Consider the following 16303-nt stretch of genomic DNA (forward strand, 5'->3'; position numbering starts at 1 on the left):
AATAAATATGACAAATTCTGCTTATAAAGCACTCACCCTTTTCTGTCTTTCTTCTCTTGTCGTCGCTTGTGGTGGTGGCGGTGGGCATGGTGGGAACAACCCTAACCGGCCTGTTGCTGTGGATAACCAAGCAGATGCACCTGCCTTAGCGGTTGTTGCACAACCCCAAGAAGTGGCACAACCTGAAAACAATGTGCATGTTGCCTCACCAGCCAACAATAAGGTTGTTCATGTTGCTTCACCTGCCAATAAAGTGGATTTTTATTCTGCAAAACCACAAACCAACCAACCTAAAACCCCTTTCGATAAAAAAGATCCTACTTGGTATGGGGAATCTGTCTCTAAAGGCGTAAGTGCCGATTTTTCTTATCATAAAGACGCAGTGCCAACCTATTTCTTATACGAAAATCCAAAAGCCGTGGCAGAAGAAGATCCAAACATCATTAAAAAAGAGATTAAAGAAATCACACTGACAAAAGGCATTAATCAAGACAGTCAATCAGGGCCACATTACGTTTTCAATTTACTTGATGAAGATGTGTATTATGGCTTCTACCGCAATACACAAGATATGAATCGAGTGGAAAATATTTATGTGTATGCCTTTAAAAAAGAAAACGAAAATCACAATAATCTCCATCAACTTACGGCTCATTACGAAGGCAAATTTTTATTCGCCACCTCAACCAACCCTAATCTCCCTATAACAGGAAGAGCTTCGCTCAATTACAAAGCGGGTAAAGCGACTGGTCAAATTTTAGAGCGTGATAGTGATGAAAAATTATTTGAAATTAGCATCGACGAAAAACCAAACCAAGCGGTACTCAGCCCAAAAGTGAAATTTTTACCAGGTTCTTTTGTTGAGCTAGATACGCGTGCCTATTCGCCCGATCGCATTGCAGTAGATTTACACTTTATTAAAGGTGAAGATAATCAAGATCACAAATACATAGTCGGCAAAGGTGGAAATGAAAAATACTGGGGTGTATTAGGTCTTGAGAAAAAAGAGGCTCAACAACCGAGCAAAACTAAATAATCTCAAATAAACCAACAGGTTTTATCATAGAGAAAATAATAAAAGTGCGGTACCTTTTAAAAAAGTTTTAAAATTACGCATTGTTTATTATGCATAAAAGCGTTACTTACCCTGTAAAAAAGATAAGTAACGCTTTTTTACGGTGTAATGGACAAAATAGTTGCTAAAAAGTCCAAAACGCTTTCAAGTGGACAAAATGGTTGCTAATAATATTTTTTTAGATTATTAGCAACTTTTATTATTTAAAAAATCCTTTATAAACATTATCTTACGCTTTTTACTTAATCTATTGTGATTTATCAATTTTCTTTTCAGTTTACTAAATAGCCTTTCTAACTAATTTATTGTTTTATCCATATTAAATCCCAAATGTTTTTCAAAGGTAACTAAATATTTTTTATCATATTTCAAACTCACAAAAGCCCTCCTTAAACCTTTATGTTTATCATAAAAATGACTTTTTATGAGATTTATCAGAGTATTCATTTCAATAATTTTGATAGTTTATATAGTTTTTCCTTCAGAAGAATCAAACTCAATATCGTTAGGACTCCATTTATTTGGGAAGGGGAATCTTTTATTGCAATAAATACATTTATAACGCTGCCTGTATTTTTCAACCCATGTTGATGGATAATAGAATATTGGCAGTAAGGACAAGGTTTTATTCATTTTCAAAATATGGTCTAAAACCTTGTACTATGAGGCTTCAAATCCACTTTTCTACATTCTTACATTACACTAAATAATAAACACACAGCTCAATAGTGCTATATATCAACTCGCTTGAAAAGTAACGAGCTAACTTAATACTGAGCTCAACAAAATAATGAGTCTCAAAGATTCAAATAAAAAAGTGGGAGATAAAATCCTTCATTTGGGGTGTAAAAGTGCGGGTGATTTTAAGAAAGTTTTGTTCAAATGGGTGTGGGGCGGTATGGGTTGGATATGGGGAATACAGGGGTAACTGTTGGGTATTTTTATTCCTTTTTTGTTTCTCTTTATTTCTCTGATTCTCTAGTTCTCTTTAGCTCGCTTTCTTTCCCTGATTTTTCCTTGTTTTTGCTACAGTTTCTATTTCTATTTCTGCTTCTGCTTCTGCTTCTGCTTCTGCTTCTGCTTCTGCTTCTGCTTCTGCTTCTGCTTCTGCTTCTGCTTCTGCTTCTGCTTCTGCTTCTGCTTCTGCATGATTTTTTATTTCCTTTTTACTTTTTTCCTTCTTTTTTCCTTCTTTTTTCCTTCTTTTTTTACTTCTTTTTTTACTTCTTTTTTTACTTCTTTTTTTACTTCTTTTTTTACTTCTTTTTTTACTTCTTTTTTTACTTCTTTTTTCCTGTTTATTTTCCCAAAAACAAAAAACCCCAAGTATCGCTACTTGAGGTTTCTCTTCATTCAGACCTGGCGGTGACCTACTCTCACATGGGGAAACCCCACACTACCATCGGCGTAACAGCGTTTCACTTCTAAGTTCGGCATGGATTTAGGTGGGTCCACTGCACTATCGCCGCCAAGATATTCCTTTGATGTTCTCTCTTGTCTTTTCTCTTCTGTTCTTTATTCTCTGCTTTGCTGCTGTTGTACTTTCTTCACTCTCGCACTTTAATCAGAAACAAGCTGTCTATCAGAGCTCTTCTACTTACTTTCCGCGTCTCTTCGCATTCGTCTTCGTATCACTTCATTTAGCATCAACACCCAAAAATACTTGAGCGTTGTATGGTTAAGCCTCTCGGGCAATTAGTATTGGTTAGCTCAATGTATCACTACACTTACACACCCAACCTATCTACGTCGTAGTCTACAACAACCCTTACTGACTTTAAGTCAGGGATGACTCATCTCTTGGCAAGTTTCGTGCTTAGATGCTTTCAGCACTTATCTCTTCCGCATTTAGCTACCCAGCAATGCCTCTGGCGAGACAACTGGAACACCAGTGATGCGTCCACTCCGGTCCTCTCGTACTAGGAGCAGCCCCAATCAATCATCCAACGCCCACGGCAGATAGGGACCGAACTGTCTCACGACGTTCTAAACCCAGCTCGCGTACCACTTTAAATGGCGAACAGCCATACCCTTGGGACCTACTTCAGCCCCAGGATGTGATGAGCCGACATCGAGGTGCCAAACACCGCCGTCGATATGAACTCTTGGGCGGTATCAGCCTGTTATCCCCGGAGTACCTTTTATCCGTTGAGCGATGGCCCTTCCATTCAGAACCACCGGATCACTATGACCTGCTTTCGCACCTGCTCGACTTGTCTGTCTCGCAGTTAAGCTTGCTTATACCATTGCACTAACCTGACGATGTCCGACCGTCATTAGCAAACCTTCGTGCTCCTCCGTTACGCTTTGGGAGGAGACCGCCCCAGTCAAACTACCCACCAGACACTGTCCGAGACCCCGTTTCAGGGTCTTCGTTAGAACATCAAACGTTAAAGGGTGGTATTTCAAGGATGGCTCCACAATGACTGGCGTCACTGCTTCAAAGCCTCCCACCTATCCTACACATCAAAATTCAATGTTCAGTGTCAAGCTATAGTAAAGGTTCACGGGGTCTTTCCGTCTAGCCGCGGGTACACCGCATCTTCACGGCGATTTCAATTTCACTGAGTCTCGGGTGGAGACAGCCTGGCCATCATTATGCCATTCGTGCAGGTCGGAACTTACCCGACAAGGAATTTCGCTACCTTAGGACCGTTATAGTTACGGCCGCCGTTTACTGGGGCTTCGATCAGGAGCTTCTCTTTCGATAACACCATCAATTAACCTTCCAGCACCGGGCAGGCATCACACCCTATACGTCCACTTTCGTGTTTGCAGAGTGCTGTGTTTTTAATAAACAGTTGCAGCCAGCTGGTATCTTCGACTTACTTCACCTTCAGAGGTTTACTCCTACAATTACCGTAAGCGCACCTTCTCCCGAAGTTACGGTGCTATTTTGCCTAGTTCCTTCACCCGAGTTCTCTCAAGCGCCTGAGTATTCTCTACCTGACCACCTGTGTCGGTTTTCAGTACGGTTTAGATAAACCTGAAGCTTAGTGGCTTTTCCTGGAAGCGTGGTATCAGTTACTTCAGTGCCGTAGCACCTCGTCATCAGTTCTCAGTGTTATGAAGACCCGGATTTGCCTAAGTCTTCCACCTACCGCCTTAAACAGACATCCAACAGTCTGCTAACCTAACCTTCTCCGTCCCCACATCGCAGTTTATCCAAGTACGGGAATATTAACCCGTTTCCCATCGACTACGCTTTTCAGCCTCGCCTTAGGGGCCGACTCACCCTGCCCCGATTAACGTTGGACAGGAACCCTTGGTCTTCCGGCGAACGAGTTTTTCACTCGTTTTATCGTTACTTATGTCAGCATTCGCACTTGTGATATCTCCAGCAAACTTCTCAATTCACCTTCATCGACTTACACAACGCTCCCCTACCCAACAGATTTACATCTGATGCCGCAGCTTCGGTGCTATATTTGAGCCCCGTTACATCTTCCGCGCAGGCCGACTCGACTAGTGAGCTATTACGCTTTCTTTAAATGATGGCTGCTTCTAAGCCAACATCCTAGCTGTCTAAGCCTTCCCACTTCGTTTCCCACTTAATATAGACTTGGGGACCTTAGCTGGCGGTCTGGGTTGTTTCCCTCTCCACGACGAACGTTAGCACCCGCCGTGTGTCTCCTGAGTATCACTCTTCGGTATTCGCAGTTTGCATCGGGTTGGTAATCCGGGATGGACCCCTAGCCGAAACAGTGCTCTACCCCCGAAGGTGTCCGCTCAAGGCTCTACCTAAATAGATTTCGGGGAGAACCAGCTATCTCCCGGTTTGATTGGCCTTTCACCCCCAGCCACAAGTCATCCGCTAATTTTTCAACATTAGTCGGTTCGGTCCTCCAGTTAGTGTTACCCAACCTTCAACCTGCCCATGGCTAGATCACCGGGTTTCGGGTCTATACCTTGCAACTCAACGCCCAGTTAAGACTCGGTTTCCCTTCGGCTCCCTTATTCAGTTAACCTCGCTACAAAATATAAGTCGCTGACCCATTATACAAAAGGTACGCAGTCACCCTTTCGGGCTCCCACTGCTTGTACGTACAGGGTTTCAGGTTCTATTTCACTCCCCTCACCGGGGTTCTTTTCGCCTTTCCTTCACAGTACTGGTTCACTATCGGTCAATCAGGAGTATTTAGCCTTGGAGGATGGTCCCCCCATCTTCAAACAGGATTTCTCGTGTCCCGCCCTACTTATCGTAAGCTTAGTTCCACAATAACATTTTCGAGTACGGGATTATCACCCTCTTTGATTTGGCTTCCCAGCCAATTCCTCTAATATCATCGCTAAAACTTACTGGCTCTTCCGCTTTCGCTCGCCGCTACTTACAGAATCTCGGTTGATTTCTTTTCCTCGGGGTACTTAGATGTTTCAGTTCTCCCGGTTCGCCTCTCTTGCCTATGTATTCAGCAAGAGATAGTAGATTCTTCATCTACTGGGTTTCCCCATTCGGATATCTTGGATTAAACGCCTCTTATCGACTCATCCAAGCTTTTCGCAGATTAGCACGTCCTTCTTCGCCTCTGATTGCCAAGGCATCCGCCCTGTACGCTTAGTCACTTAACCATACAACCTCAAGTATTCTTATACAAACGTATACTTACCTGATGTTGCTGTTTAGACACTAAACACTTGCATGCCTTTTTTTCATGCAAGATTTTTTCTACTCAGACTTTCTTTCGAAAATCTCTTCAGTTTTTCAGCTTGTTTCCAATTTTTTAAAGAACAATAAAGACAACAAAAGTCATCTTTAAATGGCGTCCCCACGGGGATTCGAACCCCGGTTACCGCCGTGAAAGGGCGATGTCCTAGGCCTCTAGACGATGGGGACAACATGTAAAGATGCTCTCCACTTTGCCATGTGCTTCATTCATACAATCTAACTAAACAATCTGTGTGAACACTTGCAGTCGTTCCATTTTCGGTTAAGGAGGTGATCCAACCGCAGGTTCCCCTACGGTTACCTTGTTACGACTTCACCCCAGTCATGAATCATACCGTGGTAAACGCCCTCCCGAAGGTTAAGCTATCTACTTCTGGTACAACCCACTCCCATGGTGTGACGGGCGGTGTGTACAAGGCCCGGGAACGTATTCACCGCAACATTCTGATTTGCGATTACTAGCGATTCCGACTTCATGGAGTCGAGTTGCAGACTCCAATCCGGACTTAGATGCACTTTCTGAGATTCGCTCAACGTCGCCGTCTCGCCGCCCTCTGTATGCACCATTGTAGCACGTGTGTAGCCCTACTCGTAAGGGCCATGATGACTTGACGTCATCCCCACCTTCCTCCAGTTTGTCACTGGCAGTCTCCTTTGAGTTCCCGACCGGATCGCTGGCAACAAAGGATAAGGGTTGCGCTCGTTGCGGGACTTAACCCAACATTTCACAACACGAGCTGACGACAGCCATGCAGCACCTGTCTCAAAGCTCCCGAAGGCACTCCCGTATCTCTACAGGATTCTTTGGATGTCAAGAGTAGGTAAGGTTCTTCGCGTTGCATCGAATTAAACCACATGCTCCACCGCTTGTGCGGGCCCCCGTCAATTCATTTGAGTTTTAACCTTGCGGCCGTACTCCCCAGGCGGTCGATTTATCACGTTAGCTTCGGGCACCAAGCTTAAAGCCCAATCCCCAAATCGACAGCGTTTACAGCGTGGACTACCAGGGTATCTAATCCTGTTTGCTCCCCACGCTTTCGCACATGAGCGTCAGTACATTCCCAAGGGGCTGCCTTCGCCTTCGGTATTCCTCCACATCTCTACGCATTTCACCGCTACACGTGGAATTCTACCCCTCCCTAAAGTACTCTAGACTCCCAGTCTGAAATGCAGTTCCCAAGTTAAGCTCGGGGATTTCACATCTCACTTAAAAGTCCGCCTGCGTGCCCTTTACGCCCAGTTATTCCGATTAACGCTCGCACCCTCCGTATTACCGCGGCTGCTGGCACGGAGTTAGCCGGTGCTTCTTCTGTAATTAACGTCAATGATGCTATCTATTAAACAACATCCCTTCCTCATTACCGAAAGAACTTTACAACCCGAAGGCCTTCTTCATTCACGCGGCATGGCTGCGTCAGGGTTCCCCCCATTGCGCAATATTCCCCACTGCTGCCTCCCGTAGGAGTCTGGACCGTGTCTCAGTTCCAGTGTGGCTGGTCATCCTCTCAGACCAGCTAGAGATCGTCGGCTTGGTAGGCCTTTACCCCACCAACTACCTAATCCCACTTGGGCTCATCTTATGGCAGGTGGCCAAAAGGTCCCACCCTTTACTCCTCAGAGATTACGCGGTATTAGCTGCAGTTTCCCACAGTTATCCCCCTCCATAAGCCAGATCCCCAAGCATTACTCACCCGTCCGCCACTCGTCAGCAAAGAAAGCAAGCTTTCTCCCTGTTACCGTTCGACTTGCATGTGTTAAGCCTGCCGCCAGCGTTCAATCTGAGCCATGATCAAACTCTTCAATTCAAGTTCAATCGCTCAATAAACTGCTTAGCTAAAGTTTACATTTACTTCATAAGTTAATGAATTTTCAGTTTAAGCACCTATTAAGACTTCAATTTTAAAAATCTTTTCTAAATGAAATCAATCAACAAGTGCCCACACAGATTGTCTGTTAGATTGTTAAAGAGCGTTGCATTAAGCAAGGATGAAAATAATAATCAAATTCAATTTTCATGTCAAGCAATTTTTCTTAAAAAATTTACTATTTTTCAAGACCTTTAAAAGCATTTGACCTTTCAGCCACCTTCACTTTCTTTTTGCTTGCCACCCTTGCGGTGCGGAGGTGCATTATAGGGATTTCAGCATGACAATCAAGTGCTTTTTTTATTTTTTTTATCGGTCGATGATTTATTGAGCGATATTGATTTTTTTGTAATAAAAACAAACAAGAATTGCGAGTTATTTCAACGTTTCAATTTGTTGTGCAAAAGCGTTGACTTTTGTCCAATCGGTATATTCCACTTCTTTGCTGGTGTCGGTTTCGCCTCCCGTTATTTTCATGATTAAACGAATCATCGTGCGATCAAAAAAAGAATAGCGAGGATACAATAATGCCCCTGCAAAAACCGCAGATAAATGTGGCTGCCAGTCAATACGTTGTAAAAATTTTCTGACATACACATTGGTTTCTGGGGTATCTTTTCCCGATTTACGGGCAGTTAAATTTACAGCAAAGAACGCACTGTGCTTTTGGTTTAAAAGTGCGGTCTGTTTTTGAATAAATTTATTCAGTACCTTATTGAAATGTCCATAACGGATTGAGGCACCAATTAATACCCTGTCTGCTTCTGTAATATCCGTCTCTTCAGTCAATGACTGAACATGAACTTCACCACTGAGTTTTGTGGCAATAAATTGGGCTATTTTTTTTGTCTGGCCATCATGGCTTGAATACAGAATGAATGTTTTCATTATTCTTTCCAAAAAGTTGGGGTAAAAAGGACAAGGAGTGAGAAAATTTCTAAACGCCCACAAATCATGGCAAAAGCAAAGACCATTTTGGCACTTTCTGGTACATTAAAGAAATCTTGATGCACAACACCAAGCCCAGGGCCTGCATTGGTTAGCGTGGCAAACACCGCACCCATGGCATCAAATACATTCATTCCGCACAGAATAACCGCAAATACACACACCCAATACACCAAAATAAAAATCATTAAAAATGCCCAAATACTTTCTAACATCCGAATAGGTAAAATATTTTGACCTAACTTAATAGGTTGCACGAGGTTAGGATGCACTAAGCTACGCAATTCTCTTTTGACTTGTAACCACAGAATTAACACACGGATCGTTTTCAGTCCGCCTGTTGTTGATCCGCCACAACCACCAATAATACTGGCGATGACCAATAACATAGCAGAAAAAGCAGGTAAGCTATTAATGTCAAAAATGGTATAACCTGCGGTCATAGACATGGAGGTTAACTGTAACGAACCTTGAATAAAGGCATCTTTTAGATCAGGAATAAAATGATAAAAATAGAGAGAGAGAGAAAATAACAAAATAAATAGGATTTGCATGGCTAAGAAAAAACGGAATTCTGGATCTCGCCAGTAATTTTTCCAGATATTTTGTTTTCCTATATAACTGAACGCCGCAATATGCAAATTAAAATTTACCCCTGCAATTAGCATAAATACGGTTGTAATTAAGTAAATATTGGCATTGTTAAAATACCCCATACTCGCATCATGCGTTGAAAATCCACCATTTGCTACGGTTGAAAAACTATGTCCGATCGCATCAAATGCATTCATGCCAGCAAACCAATAAGCAATCGCACAAAGCACGGTTAATGAGAAATATAAAATCCATAAGAGTTTTGCCACTTCTGCAATACGAGGGCGTAACTTTTGTTCTTTTAATGGCCCCGAAGATTCTGCTCGGTATAGCTGTGTTCCACCAATACCTAATAAAGGAATAATGGCGACAGCTAAGACAATGATCCCCATACCACCAAGCCATTGAAGCAGTTGTCGATAAAATAAAATCGCTTTAGGCAGTTGATCTAACCCTTCAATCACAGTGGCACCTGTCGTGGTTAAACCAGAGAAAGACTCAAAAATCGCAGAAGAAAAAGAAAGGTGGGGTTTTTCAAATAGCATAAAAGGAATTGCCCCGATACTCCCCAGAACAAGCCAAAATGCCACCACAATTAAAAAACCATCTCGAGAACGCAATTCTTCTTTGTGATGATGACAAGGCCACCACAACAACATCCCCACAATGGAACTCATCACAAACGTCTGCATAAACGCTTTCCCGCCCCCATCGCCATACAGTAATGCGACAAAAGCTGGGGCTAACATGGTAAGGGAAAAGCACATCACAAGAATGCCAACAATTCGAATAATGGATAATATTCTCAAAACTTACTCTCTTTCTAATTGTAACTGCCCACTAAAACATTCAATGAGGGCGTGTTCAAATGCCGTCAGTTTATCATCTCTGATCCCTAACTCAAACTTCACACTATCCGCAAAGTGTTGGTCGAAAATGACCACATCTTGTTTTTCACAAAGTAACTGTAAGCGATTAATTTGCCCATAATCACACCGCACTTTATAGGATTTCCGTTCAACTTTTACCGTCGTTTCCAAAATATGCAATGCTTGCTGAACGCCATGACCATAAGCACGTACTAACCCACCCGTGCCCAACAAAATGCCCCCATAATAACGCACAACCACTGCACAAATTTCCCCTATTTTATGCCCTTGTAAAGCAGATAACATCGGTTTGCCTGCGGTTCCTGCAGGTTCACCATCATCTGAAAAACCAAACTGTTGAGAATCATTCGGTGCACCCGCAACCGTCGCCCAGCAATGATGACGTGCTTGTGGATGCTGCAATTTAATCTGCTGCCAAAATGCTTTTGCTTGAGCCATGCCTTCTACATGCTGAAGATAGGTAATAAAGCGACTTTTTTTGATTTCTTCTTCAAAAATGACCGCACTTTTAGGGATTTTATATTCAATCATCCTATTGAACTTCTACGTAATTTGAGTTTGTTGTATTATACCGTCTAAATTTAGATGACAAACGATAAAAATCAATGAACGATATTCACGTAACACAAACTTTAGATACATTGGGCCTACGCTGTCCAGAGCCCGTCATGTTAGTGAGAAAACATATCCGCTTTTTGAAAGAGGGCGATATTCTATTAATTATTGCAGATGATCCCGCTACCACCAGAGATATCCCTAGTTTCTGCCAGTTCATGGAACACACATTATTGAAAAGCGAAGTTGAACAAATCCCATTTCAGTACTGGGTAAAAAAAGGAAAACAATAAACAAAAAATAAAAGACCACAAATGTGGTCTTTTTTTGTATTTAAAGTGCGGTCAAATTAGCGGTTATTTTTCACGAGTTTTTCCGTCAATTCATAAGCACGAAGTTTTGCTAATTCTTTAGAAAGTTTTGATGCCAACATTTCATAGCTTGCATCACCATGACGAGTGCGAATATTTTCTTCTGCACGTTTTTTCGCAGCTAAAATACGATCACCATCAAGTTCATCACCACGAATTGCCGTATCGGCTAACACGGTCACTAAATTCGGTTGAATTTCTAAAAAACCGCCAGAAACATAAATTACTTCTTCCTGACCACCTTCAAGCGTAAGCTTCACGATCCCAGGCTTAATTGCCGTGAGTAAAGGGGTGTGCCCAGCTAAAATCCCAAGCTCCCCTTCAATACCGCTTGCTCGAACACTCTCTACTTTGCCAGAAAAAATCTGTTGCTCTGCACTGACTACGGTTAAATTAAATACTGACATAGTTTCTCCTTCAAGCCTGATTAGTTGCTTTCAGAAGCAATTATAATTTTTTCGCTTTTTCTAATACTTCGTCAATGGTACCCGCCATATAGAACGCTTGTTCTGGAATATGGTCGTATTCACCTTCTAAAATACCTTTGAAGCCACGAATGGTTTCTTTCAATGGTACATATTTACCAGGGGTGCTGTTAAATACTTCCGCAACGAAGAAAGGTTGTGATAAGAAACGTTCAATCTTACGTGCACGAGAAACCACTAATTTATCTTCTTCAGATAATTCATCCATACCAAGAATTGCGATGATATCTTTCAATTCTTTATAACGTTGTAATGTCGTTTGTACACCACGAGCCACATAATAGTGCTCTTCACCCACCACTAATGGATCTAATTGACGCGAGGTTGACTCTAATGGATCCACCGCAGGATAAATACCTAATGACGCAATTTGACGGCTTAATACTACCGTTGAGTCTAAGTGAGCAAAGGTTGTTGCTGGTGATGGGTCAGTTAAGTCATCGGCAGGCACGTAAACGGCTTGAACAGACGTAATAGAACCGGTTTTCGTTGAAGTGATACGCTCTTGAAGTACACCCATTTCTTCTGCAAGGGTTGGTTGATAACCTACCGCAGATGGCATACGACCTAATAACGCAGAAACTTCTGTCCCCGCAAGGGTATAACGATAAATATTATCTACGAAGAATAAAACATCACGACCTTCATCACGGAATTTTTCAGCCATTGTTAAACCCGTTAACGCAACACGTAGACGGTTACCTGGTGGCTCATTCATCTGACCATAAACAAGTGATACTTTATCTAATACGTTAGAATCTTTCATTTCATGATAGAAGTCATTCCCTTCACGCGTACGCTCACCTACCCCAGCAAAAACAGAGTAGCCTGAGTGCTCAATGGCGATGTTACGAATTAATTCCATCATATTCACGGTTTTACCTACACCCGCACCACCGAATAAACCAACTTTACCCCCTTTCGCAAACGGACAAACTAAGTCAATCACTTTAATCCCCGTTTCTAAAAGTTCAGTACTGTTAGATTGTTCTTCATAGCTTGGTGGAGCACGATGGATAGACCAATTTTCTTCTGCACCAATTGGGCCTTGTTCATCAATTGGTTCACCCAATACATTCATAATACGACCCAATGTTTTAGTTCCAACAGGAACAGAAATTGGGCTATTTGTGTTAGTGACGCCTAAACCGCGTTTTAATCCATCAGATGATCCCATTGCGATACAGCGAACTACACCACCACCTAATTGTTGTTGAACTTCAAGCACTAAACCTGTTTCAACATTTAAGGCATCATATACTTTTGGTACTGCATCTTGTGGGAATTCAACGTCAATAACCGCACCGATGATTTGTACAATTTTTCCAGTTGCCATTACCGATCCTCTATTTGTTAAATTGCTGCTGCACCCGCAACAATTTCATTTAATTCATTTGTAATACTTGCTTGACGAGCTTTGTTATAGACTAACTGTAACTCATTAATTAAGTTACCCGCATTATCTGTTGCTGCTTTCATTGCAACCATTCGAGCAGCTTGCTCAGAAGCCAGATTTTCAACTGCTGCTTGATAAACCTGAGATTCTAAATAACGAACCAATAAATTATCTAATAATACTTTCGCATCGGGTTCGTAAATATAATCCCAAACTTGTTTTCTTTCGCCTAATTCATCATTATCTAATTCTGGTAATGGAATTAATTTTTCCAGTACCGGTTTTTGCGACATTGTGTTAATAAATTTGTTGTAAACTAAATACACAACATCCACATCCCCTTTCTTATAAGCATCAATCATTGAGTTCACCGAACCGATCAAATGCTCAACAGAAGGCGTATCACCGATACCTGAATCTTGGGTTAAAATTTTCACACCCATGGATTGGAAAAAGTTGATAGATTTAGAACCAATTAAACTTAACTGAACGGAAATGGATTTTTCTTTCCATTCTTTCATTTCATTTAATACAGTTTTAAACAAGTTAACGTTTAATCCGCCACAAAGACCACGGTCTGTGGACACTAAAATAATGCCCACATTTTTTATTTCACGATCCACCAAAAATGGATGTTTATAACCGATCGTTGCCTTTGAAACATGGCTAATCACGTTACGTATTGTTTCAGAATAAGGACGTGAAGAAGACATACGTTCTTGCGTTTTACGCATTTTCGAGGCAGCAACCATTTCCATCGCTTTCGTAATTTTCTGTGTACTTTTTACACTTGCGATTTTGGTTCTTATCTCTTTAGCACCTGCCATTTTGTCTCTCCATTTAAAGTGTTAACTTACCACGTACTGTTTGCTTTAAAACTATCCAAAATAGCTTTTAATGAATCCTTAATATCATCATTGTAGTTGCCAGATTGGGTTAATTCACGCATAAAGTCAGCGTAGTTATGGTTAGCATACTCTAAAAGTGCTGATTCAAAGGAACCAATACGATCTAATTCCACTTCATCTAAGTAACCAAATTCTACCGCAAATAGCACTAATGCTTGTTGTGCGACGGATAATGGAGAATATTGTTTTTGTTTCAATAATTCAGTAACTTTTTGACCATGTGATAATTGCTTACGCGTAGCATCATCAAGATCTGAAGCAAATTGAGCAAATGCGGCTAATTCACGGTATTGAGCAAGTGCGGTACGAATACCACCCGCTAATTTTTTAACCACTTTAGTTTGTGCAGAACCCCCTACACGAGATACCGAAATACCTGGGTTAACCGCTGGACGAATACCCGAGTTAAATAAGTTAGATTCTAAGAAAATCTGACCATCAGTAATCGAAATCACGTTAGTTGGAACGAATGCAGAAACGTCTCCAGCTTGGGTTTCAATAATTGGAAGTGCGGTTAAAGAACCCGTTTTTCCTTTCACTTCACCTTGGGTGAAACGCTCTACATATTCTTCATTTACACGTGATGCACGTTCAAGTAAACGAGAGTGAAGATAGAAAACATCACCAGGGAAGGCTTCACGACCAGGCGGACGACGTAATAATAAAGAAATTTGACGATAAGCAACCGCTTGTTTAGATAAATCATCATAAACGATTAATGCATCTTCACCACGATCACGGAAATATTCACCCATTGCACAACCTGCATACGGAGCTAAATATTGTAACGCTGCGGATTCAGAGGCTGATGCCACCACAACAATGGTATTTTTTAATGCACCATGTTCTTCCAATTTACGCACAACGTTTGCAATCGTAGACGCTTTTTGACCGATAGCCACATAGATACATTTAATACCTGAATCACGTTGATTGATAATCGCATCAATGGCTAATGCAGTTTTACCTGTTTGACGGTCACCGATAATCAACTCACGTTGACCACGACCGATTGGAACCATGGAGTCAACGGCTTTATAGCCAGTTTGCACAGGTTGATCAACGGATTTACGATCAATTACCCCTGGTGCAATCACTTCAACAGGTGAGAATCCATCATGTTCAATCTCACCTTTCCCATCAATTGGCTCACCTAGCGTGTTCACGACACGACCTAATAAACCACGACCCACAGGCACTTCAAGGATACGACCTGTACATTGCACTTCCATACCTTCTGCAAGATCGGCATAAGGTCCCATCACAACGGCACCCACAGAATCTCTCTCAAGATTAAGTGCCATCGCATAGCGATTACCTGGTAATGCAATCATTTCCCCTTGCATTACTTCACTTAAACCATGAATACGGATAATACCGTCACTCACAGAAACGATTGTCCCAGTATTACGTGCTTCACTAATTACATCAAATTGGGCAATGCGTTTTTTAATCAATTCACTAATTTCTGTAGAATTTAGTTGCATCTTTTGTTCCTCTTATAATTGCAGCTCATTTGCTAGACGAGTCAGTTGTCCACGACTACTTCCATCGATAACAAAGTCATCTGTACGAATAATAACCCCTGCGATCAGTGAGCTATCTAAGCTACAATTTAATTTAACTTTACGAGCTAATCTTTTTTCCATTGCTGCTGCAATTTTTTGCGATTGCGTTGCATTTAATGGTTGAGCTGATATGACATGAACTTCCGCAATCTTATTATGTTCTTCAACGTAACGTTGAAATTCTTGATAAACCGTAGGAAGTACTTTCAAACGCTTATTTTCAGCCATTAACCGAATAAGATTTTGCCCATATTGATCAAGTTGTTCGCCACAGATTGAAATGATTGCATCAGCAAGTTTATTTGTAGAAAGAGAGCTTTGTAAAAACGCTTGAACTTTCTCATCTTTGATGACTTCAGATGAAAAATGTAGCATATTTTCCCATTTTTCTACCGCACTTTGCTCAATAGCAAAATCAAATGCTGCTTTGGCATAAGGGCGAGCTATTGTAGTTAATTCTGACATAAGCCCAACCTTCTTATAGTTCTGCAACTAATTTATCAATAATGTCATTGTTTGCCGCTTCATCCACCGTGCGACCCACAATTTTCTCAGCACCAGCAATAGCAAGCGATGCAACTTTAACACGTAATTCTTCTTGCACACGTTTACGCTCAGCTTCCACTTCTGCATAACCTTGCTCAATAATTTTCGTTCTTGTTGCTTCAGCTTCCGCTTTTACTTCTTCTAAAATTTCATTGCGGCGTTTATTGGCTAAATCAATAATTTGTTGCGCTTGCATTTTCGCTTCAGTGATTTCTTGTTCCACTAACGCTTTTGTATCCGCTTGCTCTTTTCTGGCAGCCTCAGCAGATGCTAACGCATTTGCAATTGCACGTTGACGTTCTTCAATTGCTTTAATAATTGGTGGCCAAACAAATTTCATACAAAACGCAACAAAGATTGCGAATGCAATAAGCTGACCAATTAGTGTTGCATTTAAATTCACAACCACTCCTCCTTAATAATTATTGTTTCTATT

Annotated in this window: 12 protein-coding genes, 1 tRNA gene and 3 rRNA genes; 2 read left to right on the plus strand and 14 right to left on the minus strand. The window is 41.5% G+C overall.

Annotated elements, in window-relative coordinates; all coding sequences use genetic code 11:
* Nucleotides 1–7 precede the first annotated feature (7 nt).
* Entirely contained in the window at nucleotides 8–1036 is a 1029-nt protein-coding gene (locus tag ACPEEM_RS10005; RefSeq protein WP_424406882.1) for a hypothetical protein, read from the plus strand.
* Nucleotides 1037–2230: 1194 nt separating this feature from the next.
* Here ACPEEM_RS10005 and ACPEEM_RS10010 read toward each other — a convergent pair.
* From ACPEEM_RS10010 to ACPEEM_RS10045, 8 genes are all read right to left on the minus strand, one after another.
* The gene (locus tag ACPEEM_RS10010) at nucleotides 2231–2401 is read right to left on the minus strand and encodes a hypothetical protein (RefSeq protein WP_424406884.1); all 171 of its coding nucleotides are present in this window, start codon (nucleotides 2399–2401) and stop codon (nucleotides 2231–2233) included.
* 31 nt (nucleotides 2402–2432) lie between these two features.
* Nucleotides 2433–2548: ribosomal RNA gene (gene rrf / locus ACPEEM_RS10015) — 5S ribosomal RNA — on the minus strand.
* A gap of 201 nt (nucleotides 2549–2749) precedes the next feature.
* Nucleotides 2750–5644, minus strand: a 23S ribosomal RNA gene (locus ACPEEM_RS10020).
* Nucleotides 5645–5833: 189 nt separating this feature from the next.
* A tRNA-Glu gene (locus ACPEEM_RS10025) sits at nucleotides 5834–5909 on the minus strand.
* Between the two features lie 95 nt (nucleotides 5910–6004).
* A 16S ribosomal RNA gene (locus tag ACPEEM_RS10030) occupies nucleotides 6005–7546 on the minus strand.
* Together the 16S, 23S and 5S rRNA genes with 1 tRNA gene alongside form the textbook arrangement of a ribosomal RNA operon.
* A gap of 435 nt (nucleotides 7547–7981) precedes the next feature.
* Nucleotides 7982–8494, minus strand: coding sequence for a menaquinone-dependent protoporphyrinogen IX dehydrogenase (gene hemG / locus ACPEEM_RS10035; protein WP_424406886.1), 513 nt, complete (start codon nucleotides 8492–8494; stop codon nucleotides 7982–7984).
* Nucleotides 8494–9957, minus strand: a complete 1464-nt coding sequence (locus ACPEEM_RS10040) for a TrkH family potassium uptake protein (RefSeq protein WP_424401970.1) — start codon at nucleotides 9955–9957, stop codon at nucleotides 8494–8496. The genes hemG and ACPEEM_RS10040 overlap by 1 nt, the downstream gene beginning before the upstream one ends.
* 3 nt (nucleotides 9958–9960) lie before the next feature.
* Nucleotides 9961–10569 (minus strand): YigZ family protein, encoded by a 609-nt coding sequence (locus ACPEEM_RS10045; RefSeq protein WP_424406888.1) that lies wholly within the window; start codon nucleotides 10567–10569, stop codon nucleotides 9961–9963.
* A gap of 74 nt (nucleotides 10570–10643) precedes the next feature.
* Here ACPEEM_RS10045 and tusA point away from each other — a divergent pair, with 74 nt between their 5' ends.
* On the plus strand, nucleotides 10644–10886 hold the full coding sequence (gene tusA, locus ACPEEM_RS10050) for a sulfurtransferase TusA (RefSeq protein WP_424401972.1): 243 nt from the start codon (nucleotides 10644–10646) through the stop codon (nucleotides 10884–10886).
* 56 nt (nucleotides 10887–10942) lie between these two features.
* Here the strand turns inward: tusA and ACPEEM_RS10055 are convergent, their stop codons facing one another.
* Genes ACPEEM_RS10055 through atpF form a run of 6 tightly spaced genes read right to left on the minus strand, consistent with a single transcriptional unit; the run spans nucleotide 10943 to nucleotide 16270 of the window.
* Nucleotides 10943–11371 carry a F0F1 ATP synthase subunit epsilon gene (locus tag ACPEEM_RS10055; RefSeq protein WP_424401973.1) on the minus strand — a complete coding sequence of 143 codons (429 nt, stop codon included), beginning with the start codon at nucleotides 11369–11371 and terminating at the stop codon, nucleotides 10943–10945.
* Between the two features lie 40 nt (nucleotides 11372–11411).
* A complete protein-coding gene (gene atpD, locus ACPEEM_RS10060) occupies nucleotides 11412–12785 on the minus strand; it encodes a F0F1 ATP synthase subunit beta (protein WP_424401974.1) in 1374 nt (457 codons plus the stop codon).
* Between the two features lie 17 nt (nucleotides 12786–12802).
* A complete protein-coding gene (gene atpG, locus ACPEEM_RS10065; protein ID WP_424401975.1) occupies nucleotides 12803–13672 on the minus strand; it encodes a F0F1 ATP synthase subunit gamma in 870 nt (289 codons plus the stop codon).
* A gap of 26 nt (nucleotides 13673–13698) precedes the next feature.
* Complete coding sequence (gene atpA / locus ACPEEM_RS10070) at nucleotides 13699–15240, minus strand: F0F1 ATP synthase subunit alpha (RefSeq protein WP_424401976.1); 1542 nt, start codon at nucleotides 15238–15240, stop codon at nucleotides 13699–13701.
* Between the two features lie 12 nt (nucleotides 15241–15252).
* Nucleotides 15253–15786, minus strand: a complete 534-nt coding sequence (atpH, locus tag ACPEEM_RS10075; protein ID WP_424401977.1) for a F0F1 ATP synthase subunit delta — start codon at nucleotides 15784–15786, stop codon at nucleotides 15253–15255.
* Nucleotides 15787–15799: 13 nt separating this feature from the next.
* The gene (atpF, locus tag ACPEEM_RS10080) at nucleotides 15800–16270 is read right to left on the minus strand and encodes a F0F1 ATP synthase subunit B (RefSeq protein ID WP_424406890.1); all 471 of its coding nucleotides are present in this window, start codon (nucleotides 16268–16270) and stop codon (nucleotides 15800–15802) included.
* Between the last annotated feature and the right edge of the window lie 33 nt (nucleotides 16271–16303).

The organism is Pasteurella pantherarum, from assembly GCF_049670885.1.
In the GTDB taxonomy this organism is placed as follows: Bacteria; Pseudomonadota; Gammaproteobacteria; order Enterobacterales; family Pasteurellaceae; genus Pasteurella.

Excerpts from the sequence above, each read along its gene's own strand:
- ACPEEM_RS10005 (WP_424406882.1), top strand. The coding sequence starts at position 8 with ATGACAAATTCTGCTTATAAAGCACTCACCCTTTTCTGTCTTTCTTCT.
- hemG (WP_424406886.1), bottom strand. The coding sequence starts at position 8,494 with ATGAAAACATTCATTCTGTATTCAAGCCATGATGGCCAGACAAAAAAA.
- ACPEEM_RS10045 (WP_424406888.1), bottom strand. The coding sequence starts at position 10,569 with ATGATTGAATATAAAATCCCTAAAAGTGCGGTCATTTTTGAAGAAGAA.
- tusA (WP_424401972.1), top strand. The coding sequence starts at position 10,644 with ATGAACGATATTCACGTAACACAAACTTTAGATACATTGGGCCTACGC.
- ACPEEM_RS10055 (WP_424401973.1), bottom strand. The coding sequence starts at position 11,371 with ATGTCAGTATTTAATTTAACCGTAGTCAGTGCAGAGCAACAGATTTTT.
- atpD (WP_424401974.1), bottom strand. The coding sequence starts at position 12,785 with ATGGCAACTGGAAAAATTGTACAAATCATCGGTGCGGTTATTGACGTT.
- atpG (WP_424401975.1), bottom strand. The coding sequence starts at position 13,672 with ATGGCAGGTGCTAAAGAGATAAGAACCAAAATCGCAAGTGTAAAAAGT.
- atpA (WP_424401976.1), bottom strand. The coding sequence starts at position 15,240 with ATGCAACTAAATTCTACAGAAATTAGTGAATTGATTAAAAAACGCATT.
- atpH (WP_424401977.1), bottom strand. The coding sequence starts at position 15,786 with ATGTCAGAATTAACTACAATAGCTCGCCCTTATGCCAAAGCAGCATTT.